At 64.8% G+C, this 22,073-nt stretch carries 27 protein-coding genes; 13 read left to right on the forward strand and 14 right to left on the reverse strand.

What is annotated here, in order from left to right:
• Positions 1-27 precede the first annotated feature (27 nt).
• On the forward strand, positions 28-594 hold the full coding sequence (locus N6H05_RS27155) for a DUF6118 family protein (RefSeq protein WP_007016080.1): 567 nt from the start codon (positions 28-30) through the stop codon (positions 592-594).
• 3 nt (positions 595-597) lie between these two features.
• Here N6H05_RS27155 and lgt read toward each other — a convergent pair whose 3' ends face one another.
• Genes lgt through N6H05_RS27190 form a run of 7 tightly spaced genes read right to left on the reverse strand, consistent with a single transcriptional unit; the run spans position 598 to position 4,683 of the window.
• Positions 598-1,473, reverse strand: a complete 876-nt coding sequence (gene lgt / locus N6H05_RS27160; protein ID WP_007016079.1) for a prolipoprotein diacylglyceryl transferase — start codon at positions 1,471-1,473, stop codon at positions 598-600.
• 46 nt (positions 1,474-1,519) lie between these two features.
• Complete coding sequence (locus N6H05_RS27165; protein WP_004213269.1) at positions 1,520-1,906, reverse strand: rhodanese-like domain-containing protein; 387 nt, start codon at positions 1,904-1,906, stop codon at positions 1,520-1,522.
• A gap of 36 nt (positions 1,907-1,942) precedes the next feature.
• The gene (locus N6H05_RS27170; protein ID WP_007016078.1) at positions 1,943-2,692 is read right to left on the reverse strand and encodes an MBL fold metallo-hydrolase; all 750 of its coding nucleotides are present in this window, start codon (positions 2,690-2,692) and stop codon (positions 1,943-1,945) included.
• A 19-nt stretch (positions 2,693-2,711) separates the two neighbouring features.
• Complete coding sequence (locus tag N6H05_RS27175; protein ID WP_004213267.1) at positions 2,712-3,491, reverse strand: sulfite exporter TauE/SafE family protein; 780 nt, start codon at positions 3,489-3,491, stop codon at positions 2,712-2,714.
• Complete coding sequence (locus N6H05_RS27180) at positions 3,488-3,931, reverse strand: DUF6691 family protein (protein ID WP_004213266.1); 444 nt, start codon at positions 3,929-3,931, stop codon at positions 3,488-3,490. The genes N6H05_RS27175 and N6H05_RS27180 overlap by 4 nt, the downstream gene beginning before the upstream one ends.
• A gap of 3 nt (positions 3,932-3,934) precedes the next feature.
• A complete protein-coding gene (locus tag N6H05_RS27185; protein ID WP_004213265.1) occupies positions 3,935-4,360 on the reverse strand; it encodes a YeeE/YedE family protein in 426 nt (141 codons plus the stop codon).
• 2 nt (positions 4,361-4,362) lie between these two features.
• Positions 4,363-4,683 carry an ArsR/SmtB family transcription factor gene (locus N6H05_RS27190; RefSeq protein WP_007016076.1) on the reverse strand — a complete coding sequence of 107 codons (321 nt, stop codon included), beginning with the start codon at positions 4,681-4,683 and terminating at the stop codon, positions 4,363-4,365.
• A 224-nt stretch (positions 4,684-4,907) separates the two neighbouring features.
• Between N6H05_RS27190 and N6H05_RS27195 the strand changes: the two genes are divergently transcribed.
• Both N6H05_RS27195 and N6H05_RS27200 read left to right on the forward strand, forming a co-directional pair.
• Positions 4,908-6,380 carry a multicopper oxidase family protein gene (locus tag N6H05_RS27195; RefSeq protein WP_007016074.1) on the forward strand — a complete coding sequence of 491 codons (1,473 nt, stop codon included), beginning with the start codon at positions 4,908-4,910 and terminating at the stop codon, positions 6,378-6,380.
• Between the two features lie 27 nt (positions 6,381-6,407).
• Positions 6,408-6,992 carry a DsrE family protein gene (locus tag N6H05_RS27200; RefSeq protein WP_004213260.1) on the forward strand — a complete coding sequence of 195 codons (585 nt, stop codon included), beginning with the start codon at positions 6,408-6,410 and terminating at the stop codon, positions 6,990-6,992.
• 16 nt (positions 6,993-7,008) lie between these two features.
• On the opposite strand, the gene N6H05_RS27205 is transcribed toward N6H05_RS27200, so the two are convergent.
• Both N6H05_RS27205 and N6H05_RS27210 read right to left on the reverse strand, forming a co-directional pair.
• Positions 7,009-7,230, reverse strand: coding sequence for a GDCCVxC domain-containing (seleno)protein (locus tag N6H05_RS27205; protein WP_004213258.1), 222 nt, complete (start codon positions 7,228-7,230; stop codon positions 7,009-7,011).
• The gene (locus N6H05_RS27210) at positions 7,230-7,646 is read right to left on the reverse strand and encodes a mercuric transporter MerT family protein (RefSeq protein ID WP_004213257.1); all 417 of its coding nucleotides are present in this window, start codon (positions 7,644-7,646) and stop codon (positions 7,230-7,232) included. The genes N6H05_RS27205 and N6H05_RS27210 overlap by 1 nt, the downstream gene beginning before the upstream one ends.
• Positions 7,647-7,709: 63 nt before the next feature.
• Here N6H05_RS27210 and N6H05_RS27215 point away from each other — a divergent pair, with 63 nt between their 5' ends.
• The gene (locus N6H05_RS27215; protein WP_021224446.1) at positions 7,710-8,126 is read left to right on the forward strand and encodes a MerR family transcriptional regulator; all 417 of its coding nucleotides are present in this window, start codon (positions 7,710-7,712) and stop codon (positions 8,124-8,126) included.
• Positions 8,127-8,220: 94 nt separating this feature from the next.
• Positions 8,221-9,645, forward strand: a complete 1,425-nt coding sequence (locus N6H05_RS27220) for a transposase (protein ID WP_021224445.1) — start codon at positions 8,221-8,223, stop codon at positions 9,643-9,645.
• Between the two features lie 6 nt (positions 9,646-9,651).
• Here N6H05_RS27220 and N6H05_RS27225 read toward each other — a convergent pair whose 3' ends face one another.
• The gene (locus tag N6H05_RS27225; RefSeq protein ID WP_004212894.1) at positions 9,652-10,218 is read right to left on the reverse strand and encodes a recombinase family protein; all 567 of its coding nucleotides are present in this window, start codon (positions 10,216-10,218) and stop codon (positions 9,652-9,654) included.
• Between the two features lie 199 nt (positions 10,219-10,417).
• On the opposite strand from N6H05_RS27225, the gene N6H05_RS27230 reads away from it, so the two are divergent.
• From N6H05_RS27230 to N6H05_RS27265, 8 genes are all read left to right on the forward strand, one after another.
• A complete protein-coding gene (locus N6H05_RS27230; protein WP_420878317.1) occupies positions 10,418-10,816 on the forward strand; it encodes a DUF305 domain-containing protein in 399 nt (132 codons plus the stop codon).
• 1 nt (position 10,817) lies between these two features.
• Positions 10,818-12,257 (forward strand): YncE family protein, encoded by a 1,440-nt coding sequence (locus N6H05_RS27235; RefSeq protein ID WP_021224443.1) that lies wholly within the window; start codon positions 10,818-10,820, stop codon positions 12,255-12,257.
• A gap of 1 nt (position 12,258) precedes the next feature.
• Complete coding sequence (locus N6H05_RS27240; RefSeq protein WP_021224442.1) at positions 12,259-12,768, forward strand: RNA polymerase sigma factor; 510 nt, start codon at positions 12,259-12,261, stop codon at positions 12,766-12,768.
• Positions 12,765-13,535, forward strand: coding sequence for an anti-sigma factor family protein (locus tag N6H05_RS27245; protein WP_021224441.1), 771 nt, complete (start codon positions 12,765-12,767; stop codon positions 13,533-13,535). Before N6H05_RS27240 ends, N6H05_RS27245 begins: the two co-directional genes overlap by 4 nt.
• Before the next feature lie 337 nt (positions 13,536-13,872).
• Positions 13,873-14,745 carry a LysR family transcriptional regulator gene (locus N6H05_RS27250; RefSeq protein ID WP_021224438.1) on the forward strand — a complete coding sequence of 291 codons (873 nt, stop codon included), beginning with the start codon at positions 13,873-13,875 and terminating at the stop codon, positions 14,743-14,745.
• A complete protein-coding gene (locus N6H05_RS27255; RefSeq protein WP_021224437.1) occupies positions 14,742-15,893 on the forward strand; it encodes a TDT family transporter in 1,152 nt (383 codons plus the stop codon). Before N6H05_RS27250 ends, N6H05_RS27255 begins: the two co-directional genes overlap by 4 nt.
• An 89-nt stretch (positions 15,894-15,982) precedes the next feature.
• Positions 15,983-17,218, forward strand: a complete 1,236-nt coding sequence (locus N6H05_RS27260; protein ID WP_021224436.1) for a molybdopterin-dependent oxidoreductase — start codon at positions 15,983-15,985, stop codon at positions 17,216-17,218.
• Positions 17,219-17,230: 12 nt separating this feature from the next.
• Positions 17,231-17,713, forward strand: a complete 483-nt coding sequence (locus N6H05_RS27265) for a c-type cytochrome (RefSeq protein ID WP_021224435.1) — start codon at positions 17,231-17,233, stop codon at positions 17,711-17,713.
• Between the two features lie 130 nt (positions 17,714-17,843).
• Here the strand turns inward: N6H05_RS27265 and N6H05_RS27270 are convergent, their stop codons facing one another.
• Genes N6H05_RS27270 through N6H05_RS27285 form a run of 4 tightly spaced genes read right to left on the reverse strand, consistent with a single transcriptional unit; the run spans position 17,844 to position 22,050 of the window.
• Positions 17,844-20,345 (reverse strand): heavy metal translocating P-type ATPase, encoded by a 2,502-nt coding sequence (locus N6H05_RS27270; RefSeq protein WP_004212886.1) that lies wholly within the window; start codon positions 20,343-20,345, stop codon positions 17,844-17,846.
• Positions 20,342-20,950 (reverse strand): cation efflux transmembrane domain-containing protein, encoded by a 609-nt coding sequence (locus N6H05_RS27275; protein WP_004212885.1) that lies wholly within the window; start codon positions 20,948-20,950, stop codon positions 20,342-20,344. The genes N6H05_RS27270 and N6H05_RS27275 overlap by 4 nt, the downstream gene beginning before the upstream one ends.
• Positions 20,947-21,633, reverse strand: a complete 687-nt coding sequence (locus tag N6H05_RS27280) for a ZIP family metal transporter (RefSeq protein ID WP_004212882.1) — start codon at positions 21,631-21,633, stop codon at positions 20,947-20,949. The genes N6H05_RS27275 and N6H05_RS27280 overlap by 4 nt, the downstream gene beginning before the upstream one ends.
• A 3-nt stretch (positions 21,634-21,636) precedes the next feature.
• Positions 21,637-22,050 (reverse strand): hypothetical protein, encoded by a 414-nt coding sequence (locus N6H05_RS27285; RefSeq protein ID WP_004212881.1) that lies wholly within the window; start codon positions 22,048-22,050, stop codon positions 21,637-21,639.
• Between the last annotated feature and the right edge of the window lie 23 nt (positions 22,051-22,073).

Here is a 22,073-nt window from a genome sequence, read left to right on the forward strand (position 1 = left end):
GCCCCCTATAGCGAGACGCTGGCGGGCATGGTGCAGAAGATCGACGCCACCTTGCAGCGCGCCGACGCGCTGGTGACGGCAGCCAGGGACGGAGCAACGCCGCGTCACGTTGTTGACCGGATCGTAGCGGCAGGCGGTGACGCCCGCGCCGAGGACCGGCGGACGATCGCGACCGCAGCCGCAGAGCTGAAGGATGCAACTCGGGCGCTTCAGGGCGTCACCGCATCGGCGCGGCGGGGCTACGAGCAGAACCGCTGGTTGATGTGGACGGCGATCGGCGGAGTGGTGCTCGGCATGGTGCTTTGGGCGGCGTTCGCCGGCGTCGTCGCGCGTGCCGTGCCGGCGAGCTGGCAATGGCCGGAAAAGATGGCGGCGCGAGCGCTCGACCTGTCAATGTGGGAAGGCGGGCAGCGGATGATGCAGGCTGCCTCGCCCACCGCGTTCCGCGCGATCATAGCGGCCGACAGGATGGTGTTGGCCAATCGCGAAACGATCGAAGGGTGCAGCAAGGCCGCAGCCCGAACGCGCGAGACGGTGCGATGCACAATCAAAGTTGGTGCTAGCCTTGAGGAGCAGCAGGATAGCGACCGCTAGTTCCTATTCACTGCAACTCGATTTTGGCATGATTGCTGGCTCACTTTTTACTGATTTGCCCTGCTGGTTGCGCGAGCCGGCGCGCCAAGCTGCGACTATCAAATAGATACCTGCGGCAATCATCGGCACGGTGAGCCACTGACCCATATGAAGCCCTGTTCTGGCTGTGAAGCCGACAAGCTGGGCATCCGGCTCCCGGAAGAATTCGACAATGAAGCGAGCGAGCCCATAGCCAAGAAGGAACACGCCGACGAGCATGCCAGGGCGACGTCGGGCGTTGGTAAACCAGAAAAGGCACGCGAGCACGGCAAACAAGACCAGTCCTTCCAGCCCGGCTTCGTAGAGCTGGCTCGGGTGACGCGCGAGGCCATCGCGACTTCCGGGGAACACAATCGCCCAAGGCACATCGGTGGGCTTTCCCCAAAGCTCACCATTCACGAAATTAGCGAGGCGGCCGAAGAACAGGCCGATCGGCACGGTGCAGGCGACATAATCATGGACCCGCAGCCATTCGAGGCCGTGTCGTCGCGCGAACAGGATCAGCGCGAGCGAGACGCCAGCTGCACCCCCGTGGAACGACATGCCGCCGTCCCACAGCTTGAGGATTTGCAGGGGGTCGAAGATCATCTCAGGACCGTAAAAGATCACATAGCCGAGACGGCCACCGAGGATAACGCCCAACGTCGCGTAGAACACGAGATCGTCGGCTTGTGCGCGGTTCATCGGGGCCGCTGGTTGGGCCAGCAGCCGCAGCAGATACCACCACCCGGCAATGATGCCGGCGATATAGGCCAGCGAGTACCAGCGGATGTCGAGCGGGCCTATGGAGATGGCTATCGGGCTCAATCCGAGGCTGGCGAATGCGATATGGCTATCCAAGGATTGTATCCTGCCTGCGAGAAGCGGCGCTCGAGCGCGCCATGGGTTATTCCGGTGCGATTGAAGCGCCGGCATCCTTGAGCGCCGCAAACCCGCCGGGGACGTGGGCGACATTCTCCACGCCCATCTCCTTGAGTGATTTTGCGGCCAGCGCCGAGCGGGCGCCGGACCCACAATAGAGCACCAACCGCGATCCACTGGCGAGTTTGGCATTGTGGGTGGGGCTTTCAGGATCGACCTGGAATTCCAGAAGGCCACGCGGGACATGCACCGCACCAGCCACCAGCCCCGATTTTGCGACTTCCCCTGGCTCGCGGATGTCAACGAACTGGACCTTGGGATTGCCGACAAGTTTGGCTGCATCGTCAGGCGCGATAGTTTCGACAATCGCATTCGCTTCGGAAACGAGTTGTTTCGAGGTGCGTGTTGGCATCGACTTTCTCCTGTAAATGAACCTGTATCGGATGGCTCAGCCCTGCTCGGACTTGCCGCCTATCTGGCGCAGCATTTCCGGCAAATCTGTCGGGCAATCACCGCAAAGCTTGTTTGCCGGAACGGCAACGTCGATCTTCTTTGGGTAGGGAAGATCGAGAGCGGCCATGATCGCGACGAATTCCTGAACGGTCTTGCCCGCAAGGCGCGGGTTCCGTTCACGCTCCTGCGCCACTGTCGTGATGTGGCGATGATTGTAGTCGTGAGCCGGGTAGATCAGACCATCGCCCGGCAGCGTGAAAATCTTCTGCGTGACGGAGTGATAAAGGGTGGCGGCGTCACCGTTTTGGAAGTCGGTGCGGCCACAGCCGTCGATTAGCAGGGCGTCGCCGGTGAAGGCGCGAAGACCATCGGGCTGCTCAACCAGGTAGGTATGGTGGGCGTCGGTGTGCCCCGGCGTAAACAGCGGCTGAAGCTTGAGCGCGCCGACAGTCAAAGGCTGGTCCTCGGCGACCCCCACGTCAGCACAGGGAAGGCCGTCCATGGCGGGGTACGCGATCTTGGAGCCGGTAAGGCTGCGCAGATAGCAGGCCGATGTGACGTGGTCCGCATGCACATGCGTCTCCAACGTATAAGCCAGTTCGAGATCCAGTTCCTGAAGCGCGGCAAGGTCGCGTTCGATCGTTTCGAGGACAGGATCGATCAGGACGGCTTTGCGCGTCTCCGGGCAACCGAGGAGGTAGGTGTAGGTCGAGGACTCCGGCTCGAACAACTGACGAAAGATCATGATCGGTCTCCAATGGTGTCTAGCCGCCGATCCCGCCCAGGCTGCGGAACAGCATGTAGGCGGCCACGGCCAGCAGGACGAAAGCGAAGATGCGGGTGAGCAAGCCCTTATGATCGGCGAGCCGGATGGCGGTTTGCATGCCGGCGACGCCGCCAGCGACCCCGCCAGCGATGAAGAAGCCGGCCACGCGCCAATCCACGAGTCCTGACAGGGCATAGTTGAGGGCTGTCGCCGATCCGAACGTTCCCACCGAAAACAGCGACGATCCGACCGCGTTGAGGATGGGCATGCCGCTGCCGAGCATGATGCCGGGCACAATCAGGAAGCCGCCGCCGATGCCGAAGAACCCTGACAGGAGGCCGGCGAGAAGGCCGATCGCCACGAGCCGCACAGCGATGGGGCGCGTGATCCGCACGCCCGGGTCGCCGCCGCCGGATTTGCCGCGCAGCATGGAAACCCCCACCACGATCATCACGCCTGCGAACAGCACCAGGAGATGCTGACCCGCCACCATCTTGCCCAGGGTGGAGCCGATCAGGGCGCCTATGACGCCCGATGCCCCGAAGACGAGGGCGCAGGGCCACTTCACGGTTCCGGCCCGGGCGTGCTGGATCAGGTTGGCGAAGGCATTGGCGGCCACCGCCAGCGCGCTCGTGCCGATCGCGACGTGCGGGTCCTTCATGCCCACGACATACAGCAGCAACGGCAGGGCAAGGATCGAGCCGCCGCCGCCGATCACCCCGAGGGTAAAGCCGACGACGACACCGGATATGAGCGTGAGGATGTCGACCGGCGTCATGGGTTTGCCCCGGGCCTGGCTGCGCGATAACGTTCCTGAAGGGCGAAGACGCCCATGCCCGCCAGCATCGCCACGACGAACACCAGCGCCGCCGGCGCTCCGAGGCTCAGGGCGACCAGGGCCGGACCAGGGCAGTAGCCGACGAGGCCCCATCCGACGCCGAACAAAGCCGCGCCCGAGAGAAGCTTCTTGTCCAGGGACCGGGACGATGGCCCATTGAACGCCGGTGCGAAAAGCGGAGCATCGCGCCTTCGGCCGAGTGCAAATCCCAACGCTGAAACCATGACGGCCGAGGCCAGCACCAAGGCAAGGCTCGGGTCCCACGACGGCGCGGCGACATCAAGAAACGCCAGAACCTTGCTGGGGGCTATCATGGCGGAGACGATCAGGCCGAAGCCGAAAATGAGCCCCGAGGCGAGCGCGATGAGCAGCTTCCTCATTGCTCAGAGTCCGATGACGTGTCGGGCGACGTACACAGTCGCGGCCGCTGTGATGAGGAAGACGCCTGTCGCGGCGAGCGAGCGGGGCGAGAGCCTCGCTATTCCGCAGACGCCATGCCCGCTGGTGCAACCACTCCCGAGCCGAGTCCCAAATCCCACCAGAAGGCCGGCTGCGATCACGACGGCGACTGGGGCCGGCGACGTGAGGTCCGGTAGCAGGCCGCCCGCCGCCCGGTAGAGCAAGGGCGCGGCGAGCAGGCCGACCAGGAATGTTGCGCGCCAGGCCATCTCGCCGCGGACAGGCGCAAGCACCCCGCCGACGATGCCGCTGATTCCAGCGATGCGCCCATTGGCGATCCACAGGAAGGAAGCCGAGAGGCCGATTAGCGCGCCGCCCACGATGGCCGAGAATGGGGTGAAACCCTCCATCGTCAGGATTCTCTGCTCTCAGCTTCGTCACCGGCGCAAAAGAGTGCGTAGAGTTCCGTCAGGATCGGCAGCACGCGCTCGGACGTGATGCGGTAGAATATCGTCGTTTTCTCCCGCCGTGTTCCGACCAGGCCTTCGTCGCGCAGCGTGGCCAGATGGCGGGACAAATTCGACTGTGTCAGTCCGAGGCGTTCGCCCAGATCGGTTACCGACAACTCCCCGCCGAGCAGGCTGCACAGGATCATCAGACGGTGCCGGCTCGCAAGCGAACGGAGGAACGCTTCCGCTTCGCCGGCCTTTTCCTCCAGAAGCTCCGGAGACATTTTAACGAGGGAAGGTGGCACAGTTGCTCCAAACATCTTATATGTAGCATATATGATGGAGTGGTGTTCGATCAAGCGCCAGCTAGGAGGTTCCCCCCGTGAGCTACTATTTCGCCAAGCCATCGAGGCTCCTTCGAAGCGCCGGAGTGCGAGGTAACCCCATGCTGATCGACCAGGCTGTCCGTATCGCTTCCGAGCTGCGCTGCACGCTGGGACAGATTTAGATGCTCGATCGACGTTCGCTGTTGGCTGGCGGAGCGGCATTGTTCGCAACCACCGCTTGCTCGCGCTCCACGCCGGGCCTCGGCGGGGGAGGTGCAAACCCGCTTCCGATGCCGCCGCTGTTGGACGCACGGCCTGGCCGCTCATTCGCGCTACGGGTCCAGTCCGGAACGACTTCATTTTATCCAGGCCGGCCGAGTGACACGCTCGGGTATAATGGCAGCTATCTCGGACCGACGATCAGGGTGCGCCGTGGCGACGACGTGGCGGCTGTCGTGACCAACGGGCTCAACGCGGACACGACTGTGCATTGGCACGGGCTTCTGATCCCCGGAGAGCTGGATGGCGGCCCCCATCAGATCATCGCGCCGGGCGCGACCTGGCGGCCCACGCTCCCGATCCGGCAGCCCGCAGCGACCCTCCTTTATCACTCACACGTCCATGGGTTGACGGCCGAGCAAGTCTATTCGGGCCTGGCTGGGGCGTTGCTGGTAACCGACGACGAAGAGCAGGGCCTGGGGCTCCCGTCAGAATATGGCGTGGACGATCTGCCCCTGCTCATCCAGGATCGCCAGTTCGAAAATGGTCGCCTTGTCATGCCAGGCGGCATGATGGTCGCCATGCAGGGCCGGCGCGGCGACACGATCCTTGTGAACGGCGCGGTGAATCCGCTGGCGGCGGTGCCAAATCGGTTGGTTCGCCTGCGGCTCGTCAACGCATCGAACGCGCGGATTTATGAGCTGTCGTTTTCCGATCGGCGGAGCTTTCACTGGATCGGAACCGAAGGGGGGCTGCTCGAACACGCAGTGGCATTGGAAGCCATAACCTTGGCGCCGGGCCAACGTGCCGAGCTTCTCGTGGACTTCACGGACGGTAGGTCCGCCTCGCTGGTGACGGCGGCTGATACCAACAGCTCGATGATGGGCGGCATGGGTATGATGGGGCGTGGCGCCCGAAGGACCGATGCCGCGGCACCAGCGACCGTGCTGCGGTTTGAACCACGGCCGTTGGGACAGGCTCGTGCCAGCGGCGTCGTGCCGACCCTTCTGGCATCACGAACTGGGCCCGACGCCAGCAAGGCGGTGCGCCGTCGCCGTCTGAGCCTCAACATGGGCATGGGCGGCATGATGGGCTCAGGAAGCGGCGGTGGCGGCCTTACGATCAATGGCAAGCCATTCGACATGAATCGCATCGATGAGACGGTGAAGCTAGGCTCCACCGAAATATGGGAGGTGTCTGGCGAAATGATGCGCCACCCGATCCATATTCACGGCGTCCACTTTGATGTTCTCACCCGCGGTGGCGGGCAGCCCGATGTTCTCGACCAGGGGCCGCGCGACACGGTCCTCGTCAAGGAACCGGTGGAGCTTCTCATCCGATTTGATCAGCCGGCCAAGAGCGCTCCCTTCATGTATCACTGCCATATCCTTGAACATGAGGATAATGGAATGATGGGCCAGTTCAGTGTTGCGTAGGCGTAGGCTCCCACTTCTGGAGAGTTTATGCAGCGCCTACCGTCCAACAGGAGAGCAAGGTTGCCAAAAAGAGCTTTCGCCACATTTCTGCTCGCGGCAACGATGCTGACCGGCGGCACCTCGCTAGCTGCACAGGATAATCTGGTTTATCCCGTAATACCGGGATTTGGCGGGATCGTGGCCGTGCCCAGTGCTGCCGAGCGGCCCGATCCCAAGCTTCGCTACCGCGTCTTGTTCAATGTCACCAAGGCCGCAAGCTCTCCCGACAAAGTGAATCCCAGCCTTGAGAAGGTCGCGCGCTTCGTGAACCTGCTAGGCGCGGACAAGGTCCATCCGGCTGGTGACATCGCCGTCATCATTCATGGTCCCGCGACCCCGCTCGTCCTGCAGAACGCGCCATATGCGGCGCGTATGAAGGTAGCGGCCAACCCGAACGCTGCGCTGATTGCCGCTCTCCAGAAAGCCGGTGTTTCAATCCGCGTTTGCAGTCAGGCCATGGTCGGAAATGAGATCATGCCGAACCAAGTGGCTTCGGGCGTTGAGATCGATGATTCGGCGCTTACAACCTTGGCGAATCTACAAATCCGGGGTTACGCGCTCATCCCGGATTGAAAGGTGCGATACCCCCTCACCCGCAGCAGCCCGCCACGGTCCCGTTCGCCTTCGCCTCCTGAATCGGAGGGCATGGGACATCGCCGAACGAGCAGAACACGCAGCAGTCGCCGGCCAGGGGCCGCAGCACCGCCGCGCAATGTCGGCAATCATAGAAGAACTGGCAGGCGTTGGTGGGCATCGTCTCGGTCGCGACACCGCCGCACTCGGGACAGGTCAGCGTGGAGGTGAGCTGCATCAGGAAAGCGCCTTTATAAGCGGCGCTTCAATGCGATCCCATATCAGCGCGGTCAGCGTCAGGGTCGTGCCGATCGTGAGCATGATCGGAGTTGCGCGGGACGGTAGGGTCACGGTGCAGGACCGATCCGCAGCGCAGGTCCTCCGACGCCGCACATACGCCCACCACCCGGCAGCCAGGCCGACGAGGGAAAGCGCCGTCAGGGCCCAGCGCAGAGGCATCAGCGCGGCGAAGGTGCTCGACAGGCCCGCCCCCACGCCCAGCGCCGCCAGCGCGAGCGGCAAGACGCAGCAGGATGCGGCGGCTAGGACCGCGCCGAAGCTCGCCAGCGCACCCAGGGCGGATAGCCCCGCGTCGGCGCGGCGTGGCGATGCGGAAGCGGCCAGGGTTTCGTGCGGCAAAATCCTTTTATTCATCAGTCGTCTCCGGCGGAATAACCCCCTAATGCCTCCTGTAGCGGCTACAGGAGCAAGCGAATTATGAGGGATGAGAAAGGCCTAGCTATCGGCGAGTTGTCGCGCCGAACCGGCGTGAACATCGAGACGATCCGCTATTTCGAGCGCGTCGGCATTGTGGCGACCCCACCCCGCACGAGCGGGGGCCGGCGAGTATATGGGGCCGGCCACGTCCGCGTCCTTGGATTCATCCGTGGCGCGCGTGAACTCGGCTTCACCCCGGCCGAGGTGCGCGCGATCCTGTCACTTGGCGGTCCCGCGCAGGCGTCGTGCAGTGAGGTCCGCGAGATCGCGGCCCACCACCTGGAGCGGGTTCGCGCGAAAATGGCAGACCTAGCGCAACTCGAAAGCCTGCTTGCCACGACGATCGACCGTTGCGAGGGCGACGGGGCGGCGAGTTGTGCCGTGATCGAATTGCTTGACCAATATACAACCACTTAGGTGTCAAAACCGGTCGGGGCTGTTGAAAAAAGGCCGGGTGATCCGATCGCGTTCCTAACGGGTTCCCTGCTTCGACACATCGGGAGCAGCGGCCATGATGGGTGAGCAACAGCGAGGCGGCAAGGGCGCAAGCTGGCGGGCGCTGGGAGCGATGATCCCCGCCGATCATATGCTGCACAGGATAGACGGGCTGATCGACCTGGGTGAACTGCGCGATGCGCTCGCGCCGCACTACAGTTGCCGTGGGCGTCCCTCGATCGCGCCTGAATTGCTGGTCCGCATGGCGCTGATCGCTCGCCTCTATGGCATCACGTCGGAGCGCCGTCTGTGTGAGGAAGTCCGCTTCAACCTCGCCTATCGCTGGTTCTGCCGATTGCCGCTCAACGCGCCGGTGCCGCACCACTCGACGTTTAGCAAGAACCGGCATGGCCGCTTCCGCGATGCTAGCATCTTCCGCATCCTGTTCGAGCAGACGGTGCGGCGCTGCGCCGATGCGGGGCTGATCGCCCACAAGGATGCCGCAATCGATGCATCGTTCGTCGCGGCCGATGCGAGCTGGCAGCGCAAGATGCGGGACGCCGACATGGCCGCGCCCCGGCTTCCCCGCCCGGTTTGTGAATGGCTGGCGGATCAGGCCAATGCTCCACCGCAGGAACATGGCGTACCGCGTGGCAAACCGGCCGAGGTGTCACGCACCGATCCGGCGTCGGCATGGTCGGCGCGCACGGCGCGGGGCCGGTTCGGCTATGCCTTCAATGTCCTGATTGACACGCCGGGAGGGGTGGCGATCGACGTGGAGGCCAGTCCCGCCCGCTTCGCCGCGGAAGTCGATGCGGGGCGGACCATGCTGGCACGGGCCGACAATCGGTTCGGCTATCGGCCAAAGCGTGTCGCGGCCGACACCGCCTATGGCAGCGCTGCGTTCCTGGCGTTCGTCACCGATCGCGGCACCATCCCGCATATCCCGGTGCTGGAACGATCCGAACAGACCAAGGGCAAATTCCCCCGCGAAGCCTTCCGCTATGAGCGGGAGCAGGACCGCTATGTCTGCCCCGCTGGGAAGATACTGCCCTTTCGCGGTGCCGATCGTCGGGCGGGCTTTCTCCGATACAGCGCCAGTCCTGCCGATTGCCGCGCCTGTCACCTCAAACGGAAATGCACCGCAGGCAGCAACAGGTCGGTCACGCACAGCGAATATGAGGACGTGCGTGAGATGGTGCGCGGCGAGATGCAGACGCCGCTATTCAAGCGGTCGATGCGGCTGCGCCGGGGTGTCGAGCGGGTGTTCGCCGATGCCAAAGGCAAGCGAGGGCTGACCCGCCTGCACCTTCGCGGACTGCGCGGTGCCGAAGAAGAGTTTCTGTTGGGCGCGGCCATTGCCAATCTCGTGCTGTTAGCCCGCACCGACGCAAGACCGGCCCGGAACCGTCGCCCGCCCCCGGTGCCGGAACGCATCGAGCGCATGGCCCGGATCAGCCGTGGCCGGTTCGAGCAATCCTACTACGCGACGATCTTCTGACGCCGGTTAGCCGGGTTCGCGCTCGGCCGCAGGGAAGTGGCGATAGAAGGTAGAACGGCCGACCTGGAGCAGCTTCGCGACCTTCGCCGGTTTGTCGCCAGCCTTGAGCAGCTTGCGGGCGGTATCGAGCATGTCAGGCGTCATGACCGACTTGCGGCCTCCGCCCGTGCCGCCCTTGGCCCGTGCCGCTGCCAAACCGGCAATCGTCCGTTCCTTTATCAGTTCGCGCTCCATCTCCGCGACAGAAGCGAGGATATGGAACAGCAGACGGCCCGATGGGGTTGCCGTGTCGAACCCGTCCGTCAGGGACCGGAAATCAATCTTCCGAGCGGACAAGTCCGCCGCCAGTTCGATCAGGCCCCCGATCGATCGGCCAAGGCGATCGAGCTTCCATATCACCAGCGTGTCACCGGCCCGCACGAAATTGAGAGCTTCGGTCAGACCGGGACGGTTCAGCTTCGCGCCGCTCACCTTGTCGGTGAACAGCTTTTCACAGCCAGCCTTGGTCAGCGCATCGGTTTGTAGCGTCAGGTCCTGGTCGGAGGTCGAGACACGCGCATAACCAACCAGCATGAGTCCCGTTATCCCATCTCAAACAGCGAATTTCGGGACTCATATTTCGGGAACATATTTTGGGAAAGCCCCGGCGGGCATACAGCGGATTTTTGTGTCGGTCACGGTCGTCCCGTTGGAGGTTCCCAATCGGGAAGGCTGATAACCGGCTCACCCATGGAATAAACCCGGACGAGCGTCGTCTATGCTTTCAGGACTGATGCGCCGGAGGCTTATGCGTAGACGATATTGGATGCTCGGTCTGACTGCTTCGGCCCTGCTCACAGGCGCAGTCGCGGCCGCCCCTGCCGGTGGTTACGCCAGCATGGTGGCTGCCGCGATGGACCGGATGATGGCGGGCATGATGGTCAAGCCGTCCGGCAACGTCGACCGCGACTTCGTCACGATGATGCTCCCGCATCATCAGGGTGCGATCGATATGGCAGTGGCGGAGCTGCGCTACGGCCATAACGAGCAGCTCAAGCGCATCGCGCAGGAGATCATCATCGATCAGCAGCAGGAGATTGCCGCTATGAAGTTGGCGATCGGTCAGCCGCTACCGCCTTCGACGCCGGCCCCGACGCAGGGCGGCGACCACCACAGCCCTATGGAGCACTGACATGATCCGGACCATCCTGCGCTCGGCCGCCTTGCTGATGAGCGCCGCACCGGGCCTCGCCATGGCGCAGCAGGCGCCGTGGAACGCCAAGGACATGCCCGTCAGCCACCGCGACCGCGTCTATGCGTCCGAACAATTCTCCAACACGGTGTCGGTGACGGACCCTGCCGACAACCGGCTGCTCGGCGTCATCAAGCTCGGCGATCCGCAGCCGATGAACTTCTCCCCGCTCTACAAGGGACAAGTGCTGGTCCACGGCCTGGGCTTCTCGCCGGACGGGAAGACCTTGGCGGTCGTGTCGATCGGATCGAATGCCGTGTCGTGGATCGACACCGCCACCAACACGGTCAAACACACGACCTATGTCGGGCGCAGTCCGCACGAGGCGTTCTTCACGCCGGACGGAAAGGAGGTCTGGGTCACCGTTCGCGGCGAGGACTATATCGCCGTGCTCGATCCCGCGACGTACAAGGAAACCGGCCGCATCAAGACGCCCGGTGGTCCGGGTATGACGATCTTCTCGCCCGATGGGCGATACGGCTATGTCTGTTCCTCGTTCAATCCGGTGCTGGCCGTGTTCGATGTCGCAACCCACGCACAGGTCGGACAGGTGGCGCAGCCGAGCCCATTCTGCCCCAACATCGCCGCGACGCCGGACGGCAAGCAGGCGTGGTTTACGCTAAAGGACATCGGCAAGACGGTCGCATTCGATGCCAGGCCACCCTTCACAATCCTCAAGGTGCTGGATACCGGGCCGATCACCAATCACGTCAACTTCGCCCGCACGGCCAAGGGGCAGTTCGCCTATGTGACGGTCGGCGGGGAGAATGCGGTGAAGGTGTTCCGCACGTCCGACTTCACGCTGGTGGCAACCATTCCAGTCGGCAAGATGCCGCACGGTGTCTGGCCGTCCGGCGACGGTCGGCGCATCTATGTCGGGCTGGAGAATGCCGATGAGCTGGCCGCGATCGACACCGCTGGCAACACGGTCGTCGCTACCGTGCCGGTCGGACAGGCACCGCAGGCGATCGCCTATGTGCCGAACGCTGTTCCGACAGGCCCCGGCACCGACAATCTCCAGCCGCTCGGCACGGCCGGCAAGGCGTTGCATCTGACTATGGGGCCGATCGGCGGCAAGGGTGCGGCAAGCAGCATCACCCTCTTCGACCAAGGCATCATTCAGGTCGTGCAGAGTGCCGTTACCGGTTTGCAGCCCAAGAAGCCCTACATGCTCGTGCTGACCGCCAACGCGGATGGTAGCGGCGCTGTAGAGCCGCTTGCCAACTTCATGAGCAACCCGGCGGGTGCGGCGATCGTCAACGCGTCGGGTCCGATCCGGCAGATCGTTCAAGGCAGCACCGCGACGCCCCGCCGTTTTCTGGCGGTCGCTGAGGTGGTGAACGGCGCGCCGGGACGCATCGTGCAGGTACAGCGCGACTGACATGGACCCGCTTGCCGCCGCGATCGAGCCCCTGATCCCCGGTCTGCGCCGCTATGCCCGGTCGTGGTTGCGCGATCGGGCAATGGCAGATGACGTGGTGCAGGATTGTCTCGAGCGCGCGGTCGGGCGCTGGCGACAACGACGCGGGGCGGAGGTGCGCCCATGGGTCTATACGATCCTGCACAATCTGTTGGTCGACCATCAGCGGCAGCATAGCCGGCGAGGCACAGCGGTTCCGCTCCACCTCGTGGACGACGCCACGCTCGGCCGTCCGGCCGATCAGGAAACAGGCCTACACCACCGCGACCTGCTGCGCGCCCTTGATGCGTTGCCCGAGGAGCAGCGAACGGTGCTGCTCCTCGTATCGGTCGAGGGCCTGCCCTATGCGGAGGTCGCTGCCGTTGTCGGCGTGCCGCTGGGCACGGTGATGTCGCGCATATCCCGGGCGCGCGACCGACTGGCGACCCTCCTCCGGGAGGGTGAACGGCCGCGATTGAGGAGCGTGCAATGACCAGCCCGATCGGCGAGGACGATCTGGCCGCATGGATCGATGGCAGGCTGTCGCCCGAGCGGCAGCGCCTGGTCGATGCCTATCTTGAAGGCCAGCCGGACCTGCATGCCCGTTTGCGGGAACAGGCGGAGCAGGCGCGAGCCCTTGCATCCCTGTTTGCCCCGATCGCGGATGAACCGATCCCGGCGACGATGCGCGTCGCAGCCATCAGGGGGCGGCAACGTCAGCCGCGATGGCAATTCGCCATCGCCGCGTCACTTCTGCTGGCGGTCGGGTTTGGCGGTGGTTGGTCGAGCGCGAAGTGGAGCGGTGAACCCCGCGCAGGCATCGCGGCGCTGGCCAACGAGGCGAGTGACAATTTCCGTGTCTATGCCGCCGACCGGATACGACCGGCGGAGATCGGTCCGGATCAGCGCGCCATGCTGATCCGATGGACCTCCGCCCGTTTGGGTGAGCGCGTCACCATCCCGGACCTCAGCACAGCCGGCTATCGCTATGGTGGGGGGCGACTGGTCGCGACGCCTCACGGCCCTGCGGCACTGCTCCTCTACGACGGACCGCAAGCGTCGAAACTCGCGGTGCTGACGAGGCCTATGCAGATCGACAAGACTGCGAGCATGACCAGCACGTCCAGCGGGACCATGGGCCGGGTCACATGGGCAGTCGACGGGATCGGCTATAGTGTGGTGGGCGAGCGGCCTGCGGCCGAGCTGCATCCGATTGCCGATGAAGTCCGGCGGCAGGCCGATGCGGCGCTGGTGTCCTGATAGCGCCCTTGCTGCTCCTCAGCGCCGACAGGCACCGGGCGGGCCAGCGCGATCAGGGCTTGCGCTCGGCATCCTTCCTGGCGGCCTCGGCCGGCGTCAGGCGGGCTCGCTCGCGGATGTGGCGTTCCAGCGGCGCGCCGACGAACAGGACGAGCATCGCAAGGATCACCCCGCCAGTGATGAGCGGTCATGGACGATCAAACGTCGCAGGCCCGCCTAACGCTCCAAGTCTTCGAGACCATCGCAGACGAAAGGCTGCCGATCATTCCGATATCCAGATTGGAATGACCATATCAAACGGTTGGTCGTATCGATCTAAGTACGCGATATATGCTGCATGACCCTGGAGCAGCTCAGAATCTTCGTCGGTGTCGCGGAGCGCGAACACGTCACCAAGGCAGCGGAGGTGCTGAACGTCACGCAGTCCGCTGCCTCCGGCGCGATTGCTGCCCTCGAAGCGCGCTACGGGGTTCCTCTGTTTCACCGCGTCGGGCGTGGCATCCAGCTGACCGAAGCAGGCCGCGGCTTTCTGGAGGAAGCGCGCGCGGTGCTGGGGCGGGCAGCGCATGCCGAGACGATGCTGGCGGACTATGCCGGGCTTGCCCGTGGTTCATTGCGGATCGTCGCCAGCCAGACGATCGCGAGCTACTGGTTGCCGGCAAAGCTAGCCGCCTTCCACGAACGCCACCCGCAGATCGCGGTCGAACTGGCGATCGACAACACCGAAGGTGCGGCAGCGCAGGTCCTGAGCGGCGCGGCGGAGCTCGGTTTCGTCGAGGGCGAGGTGGACGAACCGGCGCTCGCCCACTGGCATGTCGGGCGTGATCCGATGGTGCTGGTCGGCCGCGAGGACACCGGGCGCGTCGACGAGGACTGGCTGCGCACTGAACGCTGGATCGTCCGTGAGCTGGGATCGGGTACGCGCTCGACCTTCGAGGACGTGCTGCGAACGCGCGGGTTTGATCCGGCCCAGCTGACGATAGCGATGACGCTGCCGTCCAACGAGGCGGTGCGCACCGCCGTCGAGGCGGGTGCCGGCGTTGCCGTCTTGTCGCGATTGGTCGTCGCGCGCGCGCTCAAGGCCGGTGACCTTGTCGAGCTGCCGCTCGGGCTGCCCGACCGCGCCTTTCACGCGCTGCGCCACAAGGAACGCTATCGCACCCGCGCGGCCGACGCGCTGACGGACCTCATCAAGGAGCAGGTCGCATGACTGCCGACACGCACTCCGTTCTCAGCGGCCTCAAGCCGCTCAGCCGGCTCGATCATCCCCGCGAGATGATTCGTCAGTTCACGCCCAACTGGTTCGCCGCGACGATGGGCACCGGTATCCTCGCGCTCGCGCTGCCGCAGGTGCCCGGCATCGGGCCTTCGCTTAAACCCGTCGGCGAGGTGTTGTGGTTCTTCAATATCGCACTCTTCGCGCTGTTCGCCGGCCTTTATGGCGCGCGCTGGGTGATGTTCGGGCACGAGGCGCGGCGCATCTTCGGGCATAACACCGTGTCGATGTTCATCGGCACCATCCCGATGGGCCTCGCGACGATCATCAACGGCTGCCTCGCCTTCGGCATCGCACGGTTCGGGAATGGCATCGTACCGGTCGCACACGTCCTGTGGTGGATCGACGCCGCCATGTCGCTCGCCTGTGGCGTGCTGATCCCGTACATGATGTTCACCCGTCACGAGCACAGCCTGGACGGCATGACCGCGGTATGGTTGCTGCCGGTCGTCGCTGCCGAAGTGGCGGGCGCCAGCGGCGGGCTGCTCGCGCCGCATCTGGCCGATCCTCACGCGCAGCTCGTCACGCTTGCGACCTCCTATGTGCTGTGGGCCTATTCGGTGCCGGTCGCGTTCGGCATCCTCGCCATCCTCATCCTGCGCATGGCGCTCCACAAACTGCCGCAGGAGAGCATGGCGGCGTCCTCCTGGCTGGCGCTGGGACCGATCGGCACGGGTGCTCTGGGCATGCTGGTGCTCGGGGCGGACGCGCCGGCTATCCTCGCGGCGCACGGGCTGGCCGGTATCGGTGCCGTCGCGCAAGGGATCGGCGTTGTGGCCGGACTCTGCCTGTGGGGCTTCGGCCTGTGGTGGCTGGCGCTCGCGACGCTCATCACCATCCGCTACTGGCGCGCCGGCGTCCCGTTCAACCTGGGCTGGTGGGGCTATACCTTTCCGCTCGGCGTCTACACCGTCGCCACCTTACGCCTAGGCACGACGCTGAACCTCGGTTTCTTCGGTTTCGTCGGCACGGTGCTGACAGTCGCGCTTGCGGCGATGTGGCTGCTCGTCGGCGCCAAGACGCTGGCCGGCGCATGGCGCGGCAACCTGTTCGTCTCACCCTGCATCGCCACCCCGAACTGATCCGCCATGATGATCGGATCAGTCGGTCCGATCACTTGCGAAACGCCCCTTCGATCCGCCAGCGTGGCTGGCCACAGGAGAGCCTTGTCATGGACAATTTCGACGCCGAACTGGCGAGTGAGACCAGCCGTCGCCGCTTTCTCAGGCATGCCGCGCTCGGTACCGCCGGCCTTGCCGCCGCGCCGGCACTGGCGCAGCAGCTCGTCGACCTGAAGCTGCCTGGCGGCAATGCCGAACGGCCGATGACCAGCGCCTTTCCCGGCAAGGGCAGCATGATCCTCCAGCGTGTCCATCCGCCCTTGCTGGAAACGCCGATGGACGTGTTCGACAAGTCGGTGTTCACGCCCAACGACCAGTTCTTCGTCCGCTGGCACTGGGCCGACATCCCGACCTCGATCGATGTCGAGACTTTCCGCCTCAACGTCTTCGGCCACGTCAACCGACCGCTGTCGATCAGCCTCGCCCAGCTGCTGCGCCTGCCGCGGGTCGAGATGGCGGCGGTCAACCAATGCTCGGGAAACAGCCGTGGGCTGTTCCAGCCACGTGTTGCCGGCGCGCAATGGGGCAACGGCGCGATGGGCAATGCCAAATGGCTCGGTGTGCGCCTGCGCGACGTGCTCGACCTCGCCGGGGTCAAGACAGGCGCGGTGCAGGTGCGCTTCGGTGCGCTCGATCAACCGGTCGTGGCGGGCGCCCCTGACTTTGAGAAGGCGCTCGACATCGACCATGCCCGCGACGGCGAAGTGATGATCGCCTTCGGCATGAACGGCGAGCAGCTGCCGCTCCTCAATGGCTTTCCCTGCCGGCTGATCGTGCCGGGCTGGTACTCGACCTATTGGGTCAAGATGCTGAACTCGATCGAGGTACTGCCCGGCCCCGACGACCAGTATTGGATGGCCAAGGCCTACAAGATCCCCGCGACGCCGGGCGCGAATGTCGCGCCCGGCGCCAGAGACTTCCCGACTGTCCCCATCAACCGCATGATCCCGCGCAGCTGGATGACCAGCCTGCCCGATGGCCAGACGATAGCCTATGAGGCATCGATCCCGGTCGGCGGCATCGCGATGGGCGGCGACTGCGGCGTCGCCAAGGTCGATGTATCGTCGGACGGAGGCCGCACCTGGTACAGGACGACGCTCGGAGCGGACGAGGGCAGGTACAGCTTCCGTCGGTGGGATGGTCGCGTGCCGCTGCGACGCGGTGCCAACCCGATCATGGTGCGCTGCTGGAACACCAACGGTGTCGCCCAGCCGATGAAGCCGATCTGGAACCCGGGCGGGTTCATGCGCGGCAATATCGAGACCACCACCATCATCGCGGCCTGAGGAGCGAGTAGCATGAAGACCCCGTCTCCCGGCATCATGGCCGCTGGCCTGATCGGCCTGACCGGCATTATCCTCGTCTCGATCGGGGCGCCGAGCAGCCGCAAGGCGCCTGCCCCGATCTCCGAGACATCCGAGCCGGCACCGCCCACCAGCGTCTCAGCCCGCGGCTTTTCGCTCGCCTCGACCAGCGTCGACCTGCCGGTCGATGACGCTACCTACCCCGATGGTCCGCACGCCGACGTCATCAACGCCAACTGCACTTCGTGCCACTCGGCCAGCATGGCGCTAACTCAGCCTGCGCTATCGGCGGACCAGTGGAAGGCGACCGTCACCAAGATGCGTGAGGTGTACAAGGCGCCGGTGGCCGAGAAGGACGTTGACGCGATCGTTGCTTATCTCACCGCTATGCCGAGCCAGAAAGCGGCACCCGCAACCGGCAAGGCACAGGATCCCGACCCCAAGGTGGCTCCTGATGTCTCAGGTGGAACCGGATAAGCAAACCTCTCGCATAATCTAAAAAGGCGATTTCGACAGACGATCGGCAGCCTTCAGTAGGACTTTTTCAACAGCCACGGCCGCTTGCTCTCGGCAAGCGTGCCGTCGAGGTCGAAGGCGATCAGCCACTTCATGCCGCCTTCCCTGCCGGATCGCGGTAGGCGAGCAGCCTGAGCGCATTGATGACGACGAGCAGCGTCGATCCCTCATGAACCGCCACCGCTGGCCCAATGCCGAGGCCGAGGATGGTAGCAGGCACCAGGAAGGCGACGACACCCAGGCTGACGAAGACGTTCTGCCGGATGATTCCACGGGTATGGCGGCTAAGACCGACTGCGAATGGCAGGTGCGCCAGATCGTCGGCCATCAGCGCCACGTCGGCTGTCTCCAGCGCAACGTCCGACCCCGCCGCGCCCATCGCGATGCCGACCGTGGCGCTTGCCATCGCCGGCGCATCGTTCACGCCGTCGCCCACCATCGCGACCTTGTCTTCGCCGGCGAGCTTCTTGATCGCGGCAACCTTGTCTTCGGGCATGAGGTCGCCCCACGCTTCGTCGATCCCGACTTCGTCGGCGATCGCTTCGGCGACTTTCTGGTGATCGCCGGAGATCATTATCATCCGCGACACGCCCATCTCGTGCAGCCGACGCAACGCGGTCTTGGCAGCTTCGCGAGGCGTGTCCATCAGGCCGATCGCGCCCAGGTCGCGGTCCCCCTTGCGGACCACCATTGTCGTGCGGCCGTTCTCGCGCAGCTTCGCGATTGCGTCCTGCGCGCCCTGCCCCAGCGCCGGAATGCCCTCACTTCCGAACATCTCGGCCTTGCCGATCCACACCGTCTCGCCATCCACGCTCGCGGTGACGCCCCGACCGGTCAGGCTCTTGAGGTCGCCGGCAGTCGGCACGGCACGATCGTTCAGACGTTCGCGGCCGTCCTTGACGATCGCTTGGGCCAGGGGATGGTCGCTCAACGCTTCGACGGCGACAGCCAGCGCCAGCAACTCGCCTTCATCGGCGCCATCGACGGGCACGACATCAGTGATGCGCGGACGACCTTCGGTCAGCGTGCCCGTCTTGTCGAAAGCGATCGCTTTGAGCGACCCGAGGTTTTCGAGCGGTGCACCGCCCTTCACGAGCACGCCGCCCCGCGCTGCACGGGCAACGCCCGACAGGACCGCGCTCGGCGTTGCGATCGCGAGCGCGCACGGGCTTGCCGCCACCAGCACCGCCATCGCGCGATAGAAGCTGTCGCGGAACGGCTCGTCGACGACCACCCATGCGAACAGCAGGAGCACTGACAGGACCAGGACGGCGGGCACGAAGATCCGTTCGAACCGGTCGGTGAAGCGCTGCGTCGGCGACTTCTGCGTCTCCGCTTCGCTCACCATCTTCACGACCTTGGCAAGCGCGCTTTCATTGGAACGGCGTGTCACCTCGATCTCGATCGCGCCGCCGCCGTTGATCGTACCAGCAAAAACCCGGCTTTCCGCGTCGACTGCATCGGGCTTGGCGCGTGCCGCTGCGGCATCTGCGACCGGCACCTTGTCGACCGGGATGCTTTCACCCGTGACCGGGGCCTGGTTGATCGCGCTGGTGCCCTTGATGACGAAGCCGTCGGCAGGCAGGCGCTCGTTCGGGCGGACGATGGCAATGTCCCCGACGACCATCTGCTCGACCGGGATTTCGCTGGTCTGCCCGCCGCGTCGCACGGTCGCGGTTTCGGGCGCGAGCTTCGCCAGCGCCTCGATCGCCTTCTTGGCGCGGCCCATTGCATAATGCTCAAGCGCATGGCCGAGGCTGAACAGGAACAGCAGCAGCGCACCTTCGGCCCATGCGCCCAGCGCAGCGGCGCCGGCCGCAGCGACCAACATCAGCGTGTCGATCTCGAACTTCTTCATCCGGAGGTTGTCGATCGCCTCGCGCAGCGTGAAGAATCCGCCGAAGAAATAGGCTGCGATATAGCAGGCGGTCGGCAGCCATTCGGGCGCGCCAGCGACCAGCCTCTCGATCGCGTAGCCGATCCCCAGCAGCGCGCCACAGGCGAGCGCGAAGATCAGCTCGGTATTGGGGCCGAGAAATTCGGCGTGGCTATGGTCGTGGCCATCGCCGGGGCCGTGCTTCTCTTCGCCCGCGCCGTGGCCCCCGGGGCCGTGGTCGTGGCCGGCATGTTCATCGGCAGCGACCCGCTTGCCCACCCTCACCTTCAGCTTGCGAAGCGCAGCGCGCACCTCCTCTTCGGTGGTTTCGCGGCGATCATATTCGACCCGGACAGACCCGCTGGTGCTGGCGCTTGCCTGGACCACGCCGGGCAAGGCGCACAGCGCATCGCTGACCGTGCGCGCCCGACGTTCGTGGTTGATCCCCGTCACCTGCCAGATCGCATGGCCGTAGCGCTCGGTGATTTCGGCACCTGCGGCGCGCACCATTTCGCGCAACCGTGGCAGCGGCAGCTTGGCGGCATCGAAATGGATGCACAGCGCCGCTGGCGTGTTGCCGTCGAGACAGATCACATGCGCCCGCTCGACACCTTCGCGCTTTGACAGGGTTGATACGAGACGGTCCAGGCAGGCATCGGCCGCGTCAGGAAGGTCCGGCAACAACACTGGAATGTCGAGTTCGAGCTTGTCGTTCATGACGACCTCCTTTCGCTTTTCTTGGTTTCGGCGCGCGCGTCGCGCAGGATTTCGACACCGCCCTTGATGGCGATGATGGCGGTGGCGAAGCCGACCAGCAGGTCCGGCCAATTGGTACCCAACCACAGCACCAGCACGCCGGCGATCAGGATGCCGCCGTTGGAAATGAAGTCGTTGAAGCTGAAGGTGGTTGCGGCCCGGAGATTGACGTCCGGATCCTTGAGGCGCTGGAGCAGCCGCAGGCAGAGGTAATTCACGACGCCGGCGATCGCGGACATGACCATCATGGTAGGTCCGATGGGCTCGCTGCCCTGCACGTAGCGCCGTCCGACATCGATCAAGATGCCGCCCGCGAAGATCAGCAGCATGACGCCCGAAGCGACCGCGGCGCGTGTCTTCCATGTCTGGCCCCGGGTGAGCGCCACAAGGCTCAGCGCATACACAGCCGTATCGGACAGGTTGTCGACGCCGTTGGCGATCAGCGCGCTCGAATCCGCGAAGAAGCCGGAAACGAAGAAGCCCGCAGCGATCGCCGCGTTCAGCAGCAGGACGATCCACAGTGTGCGGCGCTCCTGCCCGCCATTGTTGTCGTTGCCCGGGATCATCCCATCATCTCCTCAAGTGTCAGCAGGGCCAGGAAGCCGACGAAAAACATCGAGCTGATGAGCGGGGTGTCGGGTTTCTCGTGCGCCTCGACCAGCAACTCCTCCGTGACGAGGTAGAGCAGCGCCATCAGCCCGAAGCTGAGGAAGCCGGCGATCATCACCGGCGACAGCGCGGCGACCGGCACGGCAGCGAGCGCGCCGATCGGCAGCAGCAGGGCCAATGCCGAGACGATCACGATGATGCGCAAGCGCGAGCGATAGGTTTCCGCCAGCTCGTCGGTCAGCGTCAGTCCCAGAAATAACACTTCCAGAGTGAGCGCGATCGTCAGCAGGAGACCTGCCTTCTCGCCCGCCACGAAAGCGAGGCCGAGCACCAGGCCGTCGACCAGAATGTCGATGCCGATCGCGGCGAGTAGCGCCATCGGCCCCTTGAAGCGGGCCTCAAGAGCCTTGAGCCCCAGCATGGTCGCGACGCCCGCCGCCCCGCCGATCAACGTCGCGCTGGGCGATGCCTCATGCTTGACCTGCGGCAGGATTTCGGTCGCTGCCGCCGCGAACACGACGCCGGCAGCGAGATGCTGTAGGCCCGCCACGAGGCCAGGTTTCAACTTGGTGCGGCTCGCGACAATCGCGCCGAGCACGACCGCCAGCACAGGCGCAAGCGTATAGAGCAGTGCCTGCATTTCCTAGGACTCCTCCGGGGTTCGGTGGCAGACGCGGATCTTCCCGCGTCGCGTGAACGCGATCGATCCGCCCGCCACGACAGCCCGCGAATGGTCGCCGCGAAACTCGTCACCGGTTCGCTGCGCGCGCAGGATCTCGGTCCTGCCCTTCGGCAGCCAGGTGACGGCCATTTTCAAGCCGTCATCGATGAAGTCGACATCGGCGCGTGTGCCGTCGTCGCAGTACATGATGCGCTGCGCGATTAGTTTCGACGTCAGATGCTTTTCATGCGCCGGCTCGGTAGGCTGGGTCGGCGCTGGATTACACGCCCCTATAACCGCCCCGGAGACGAGAACGACGCCGAGGCGCGCGATCGCCAGACCGGCCCGATTCAGGCCGCACAAGGTTGTCACATTTGAAATCGACGTGTCAGACATCGGTCTCTTCCGACGAAGCGCCC

This window comes from Sphingobium sp. WTD-1 (genome assembly GCF_030128825.1).
Lineage (GTDB): Bacteria > Pseudomonadota > Alphaproteobacteria > Sphingomonadales > Sphingomonadaceae > Sphingobium.

Bases quoted from the DNA above. Each gene is read 5' to 3' on its own strand.
- N6H05_RS27175 (WP_004213267.1), bottom strand. From the start codon at position 3,491: ATGACGCCGGTCGACATCCTCACGCTCATATCCGGTGTCGTCGTCGGC.
- N6H05_RS27280 (WP_004212882.1), bottom strand. From the start codon at position 21,633: ATGCAGGCACTGCTCTATACGCTTGCGCCTGTGCTGGCGGTCGTGCTC.
- N6H05_RS27225 (WP_004212894.1), bottom strand. From the start codon at position 10,218: ATGCTGGTTGGTTATGCGCGTGTCTCGACCTCCGACCAGGACCTGACG.
- N6H05_RS27240 (WP_021224442.1), top strand. From the start codon at position 12,259: ATGGACCCGCTTGCCGCCGCGATCGAGCCCCTGATCCCCGGTCTGCGC.
- N6H05_RS27260 (WP_021224436.1), top strand. From the start codon at position 15,983: ATGGACAATTTCGACGCCGAACTGGCGAGTGAGACCAGCCGTCGCCGC.
- N6H05_RS27185 (WP_004213265.1), bottom strand. From the start codon at position 4,360: ATGGAGGGTTTCACCCCATTCTCGGCCATCGTGGGCGGCGCGCTAATC.
- N6H05_RS27215 (WP_021224446.1), top strand. From the start codon at position 7,710: ATGAGGGATGAGAAAGGCCTAGCTATCGGCGAGTTGTCGCGCCGAACC.
- N6H05_RS27245 (WP_021224441.1), top strand. From the start codon at position 12,765: ATGACCAGCCCGATCGGCGAGGACGATCTGGCCGCATGGATCGATGGC.
- N6H05_RS27170 (WP_007016078.1), bottom strand. From the start codon at position 2,692: ATGATCTTTCGTCAGTTGTTCGAGCCGGAGTCCTCGACCTACACCTAC.
- N6H05_RS27275 (WP_004212885.1), bottom strand. From the start codon at position 20,950: ATGATCCCGGGCAACGACAACAATGGCGGGCAGGAGCGCCGCACACTG.
- N6H05_RS27195 (WP_007016074.1), top strand. From the start codon at position 4,908: ATGCTCGATCGACGTTCGCTGTTGGCTGGCGGAGCGGCATTGTTCGCA.
- N6H05_RS27235 (WP_021224443.1), top strand. From the start codon at position 10,818: ATGATCCGGACCATCCTGCGCTCGGCCGCCTTGCTGATGAGCGCCGCA.
- N6H05_RS27220 (WP_021224445.1), top strand. From the start codon at position 8,221: ATGATGGGTGAGCAACAGCGAGGCGGCAAGGGCGCAAGCTGGCGGGCG.
- N6H05_RS27255 (WP_021224437.1), top strand. From the start codon at position 14,742: ATGACTGCCGACACGCACTCCGTTCTCAGCGGCCTCAAGCCGCTCAGC.
- N6H05_RS27205 (WP_004213258.1), bottom strand. From the start codon at position 7,230: ATGCAGCTCACCTCCACGCTGACCTGTCCCGAGTGCGGCGGTGTCGCG.
- N6H05_RS27270 (WP_004212886.1), bottom strand. From the start codon at position 20,345: ATGAACGACAAGCTCGAACTCGACATTCCAGTGTTGTTGCCGGACCTT.
- N6H05_RS27265 (WP_021224435.1), top strand. From the start codon at position 17,231: ATGAAGACCCCGTCTCCCGGCATCATGGCCGCTGGCCTGATCGGCCTG.
- N6H05_RS27165 (WP_004213269.1), bottom strand. From the start codon at position 1,906: ATGCCAACACGCACCTCGAAACAACTCGTTTCCGAAGCGAATGCGATT.
- N6H05_RS27250 (WP_021224438.1), top strand. From the start codon at position 13,873: ATGACCCTGGAGCAGCTCAGAATCTTCGTCGGTGTCGCGGAGCGCGAA.
- N6H05_RS27155 (WP_007016080.1), top strand. From the start codon at position 28: ATGGTGCAGAAGATCGACGCCACCTTGCAGCGCGCCGACGCGCTGGTG.
- N6H05_RS27285 (WP_004212881.1), bottom strand. From the start codon at position 22,050: ATGTCTGACACGTCGATTTCAAATGTGACAACCTTGTGCGGCCTGAAT.
- N6H05_RS27190 (WP_007016076.1), bottom strand. From the start codon at position 4,683: ATGTCTCCGGAGCTTCTGGAGGAAAAGGCCGGCGAAGCGGAAGCGTTC.
- N6H05_RS27230 (WP_420878317.1), top strand. From the start codon at position 10,418: ATGCGCCGGAGGCTTATGCGTAGACGATATTGGATGCTCGGTCTGACT.
- N6H05_RS27210 (WP_004213257.1), bottom strand. From the start codon at position 7,646: ATGAATAAAAGGATTTTGCCGCACGAAACCCTGGCCGCTTCCGCATCG.
- N6H05_RS27180 (WP_004213266.1), bottom strand. From the start codon at position 3,931: ATGAGGAAGCTGCTCATCGCGCTCGCCTCGGGGCTCATTTTCGGCTTC.
- N6H05_RS27200 (WP_004213260.1), top strand. From the start codon at position 6,408: ATGCAGCGCCTACCGTCCAACAGGAGAGCAAGGTTGCCAAAAAGAGCT.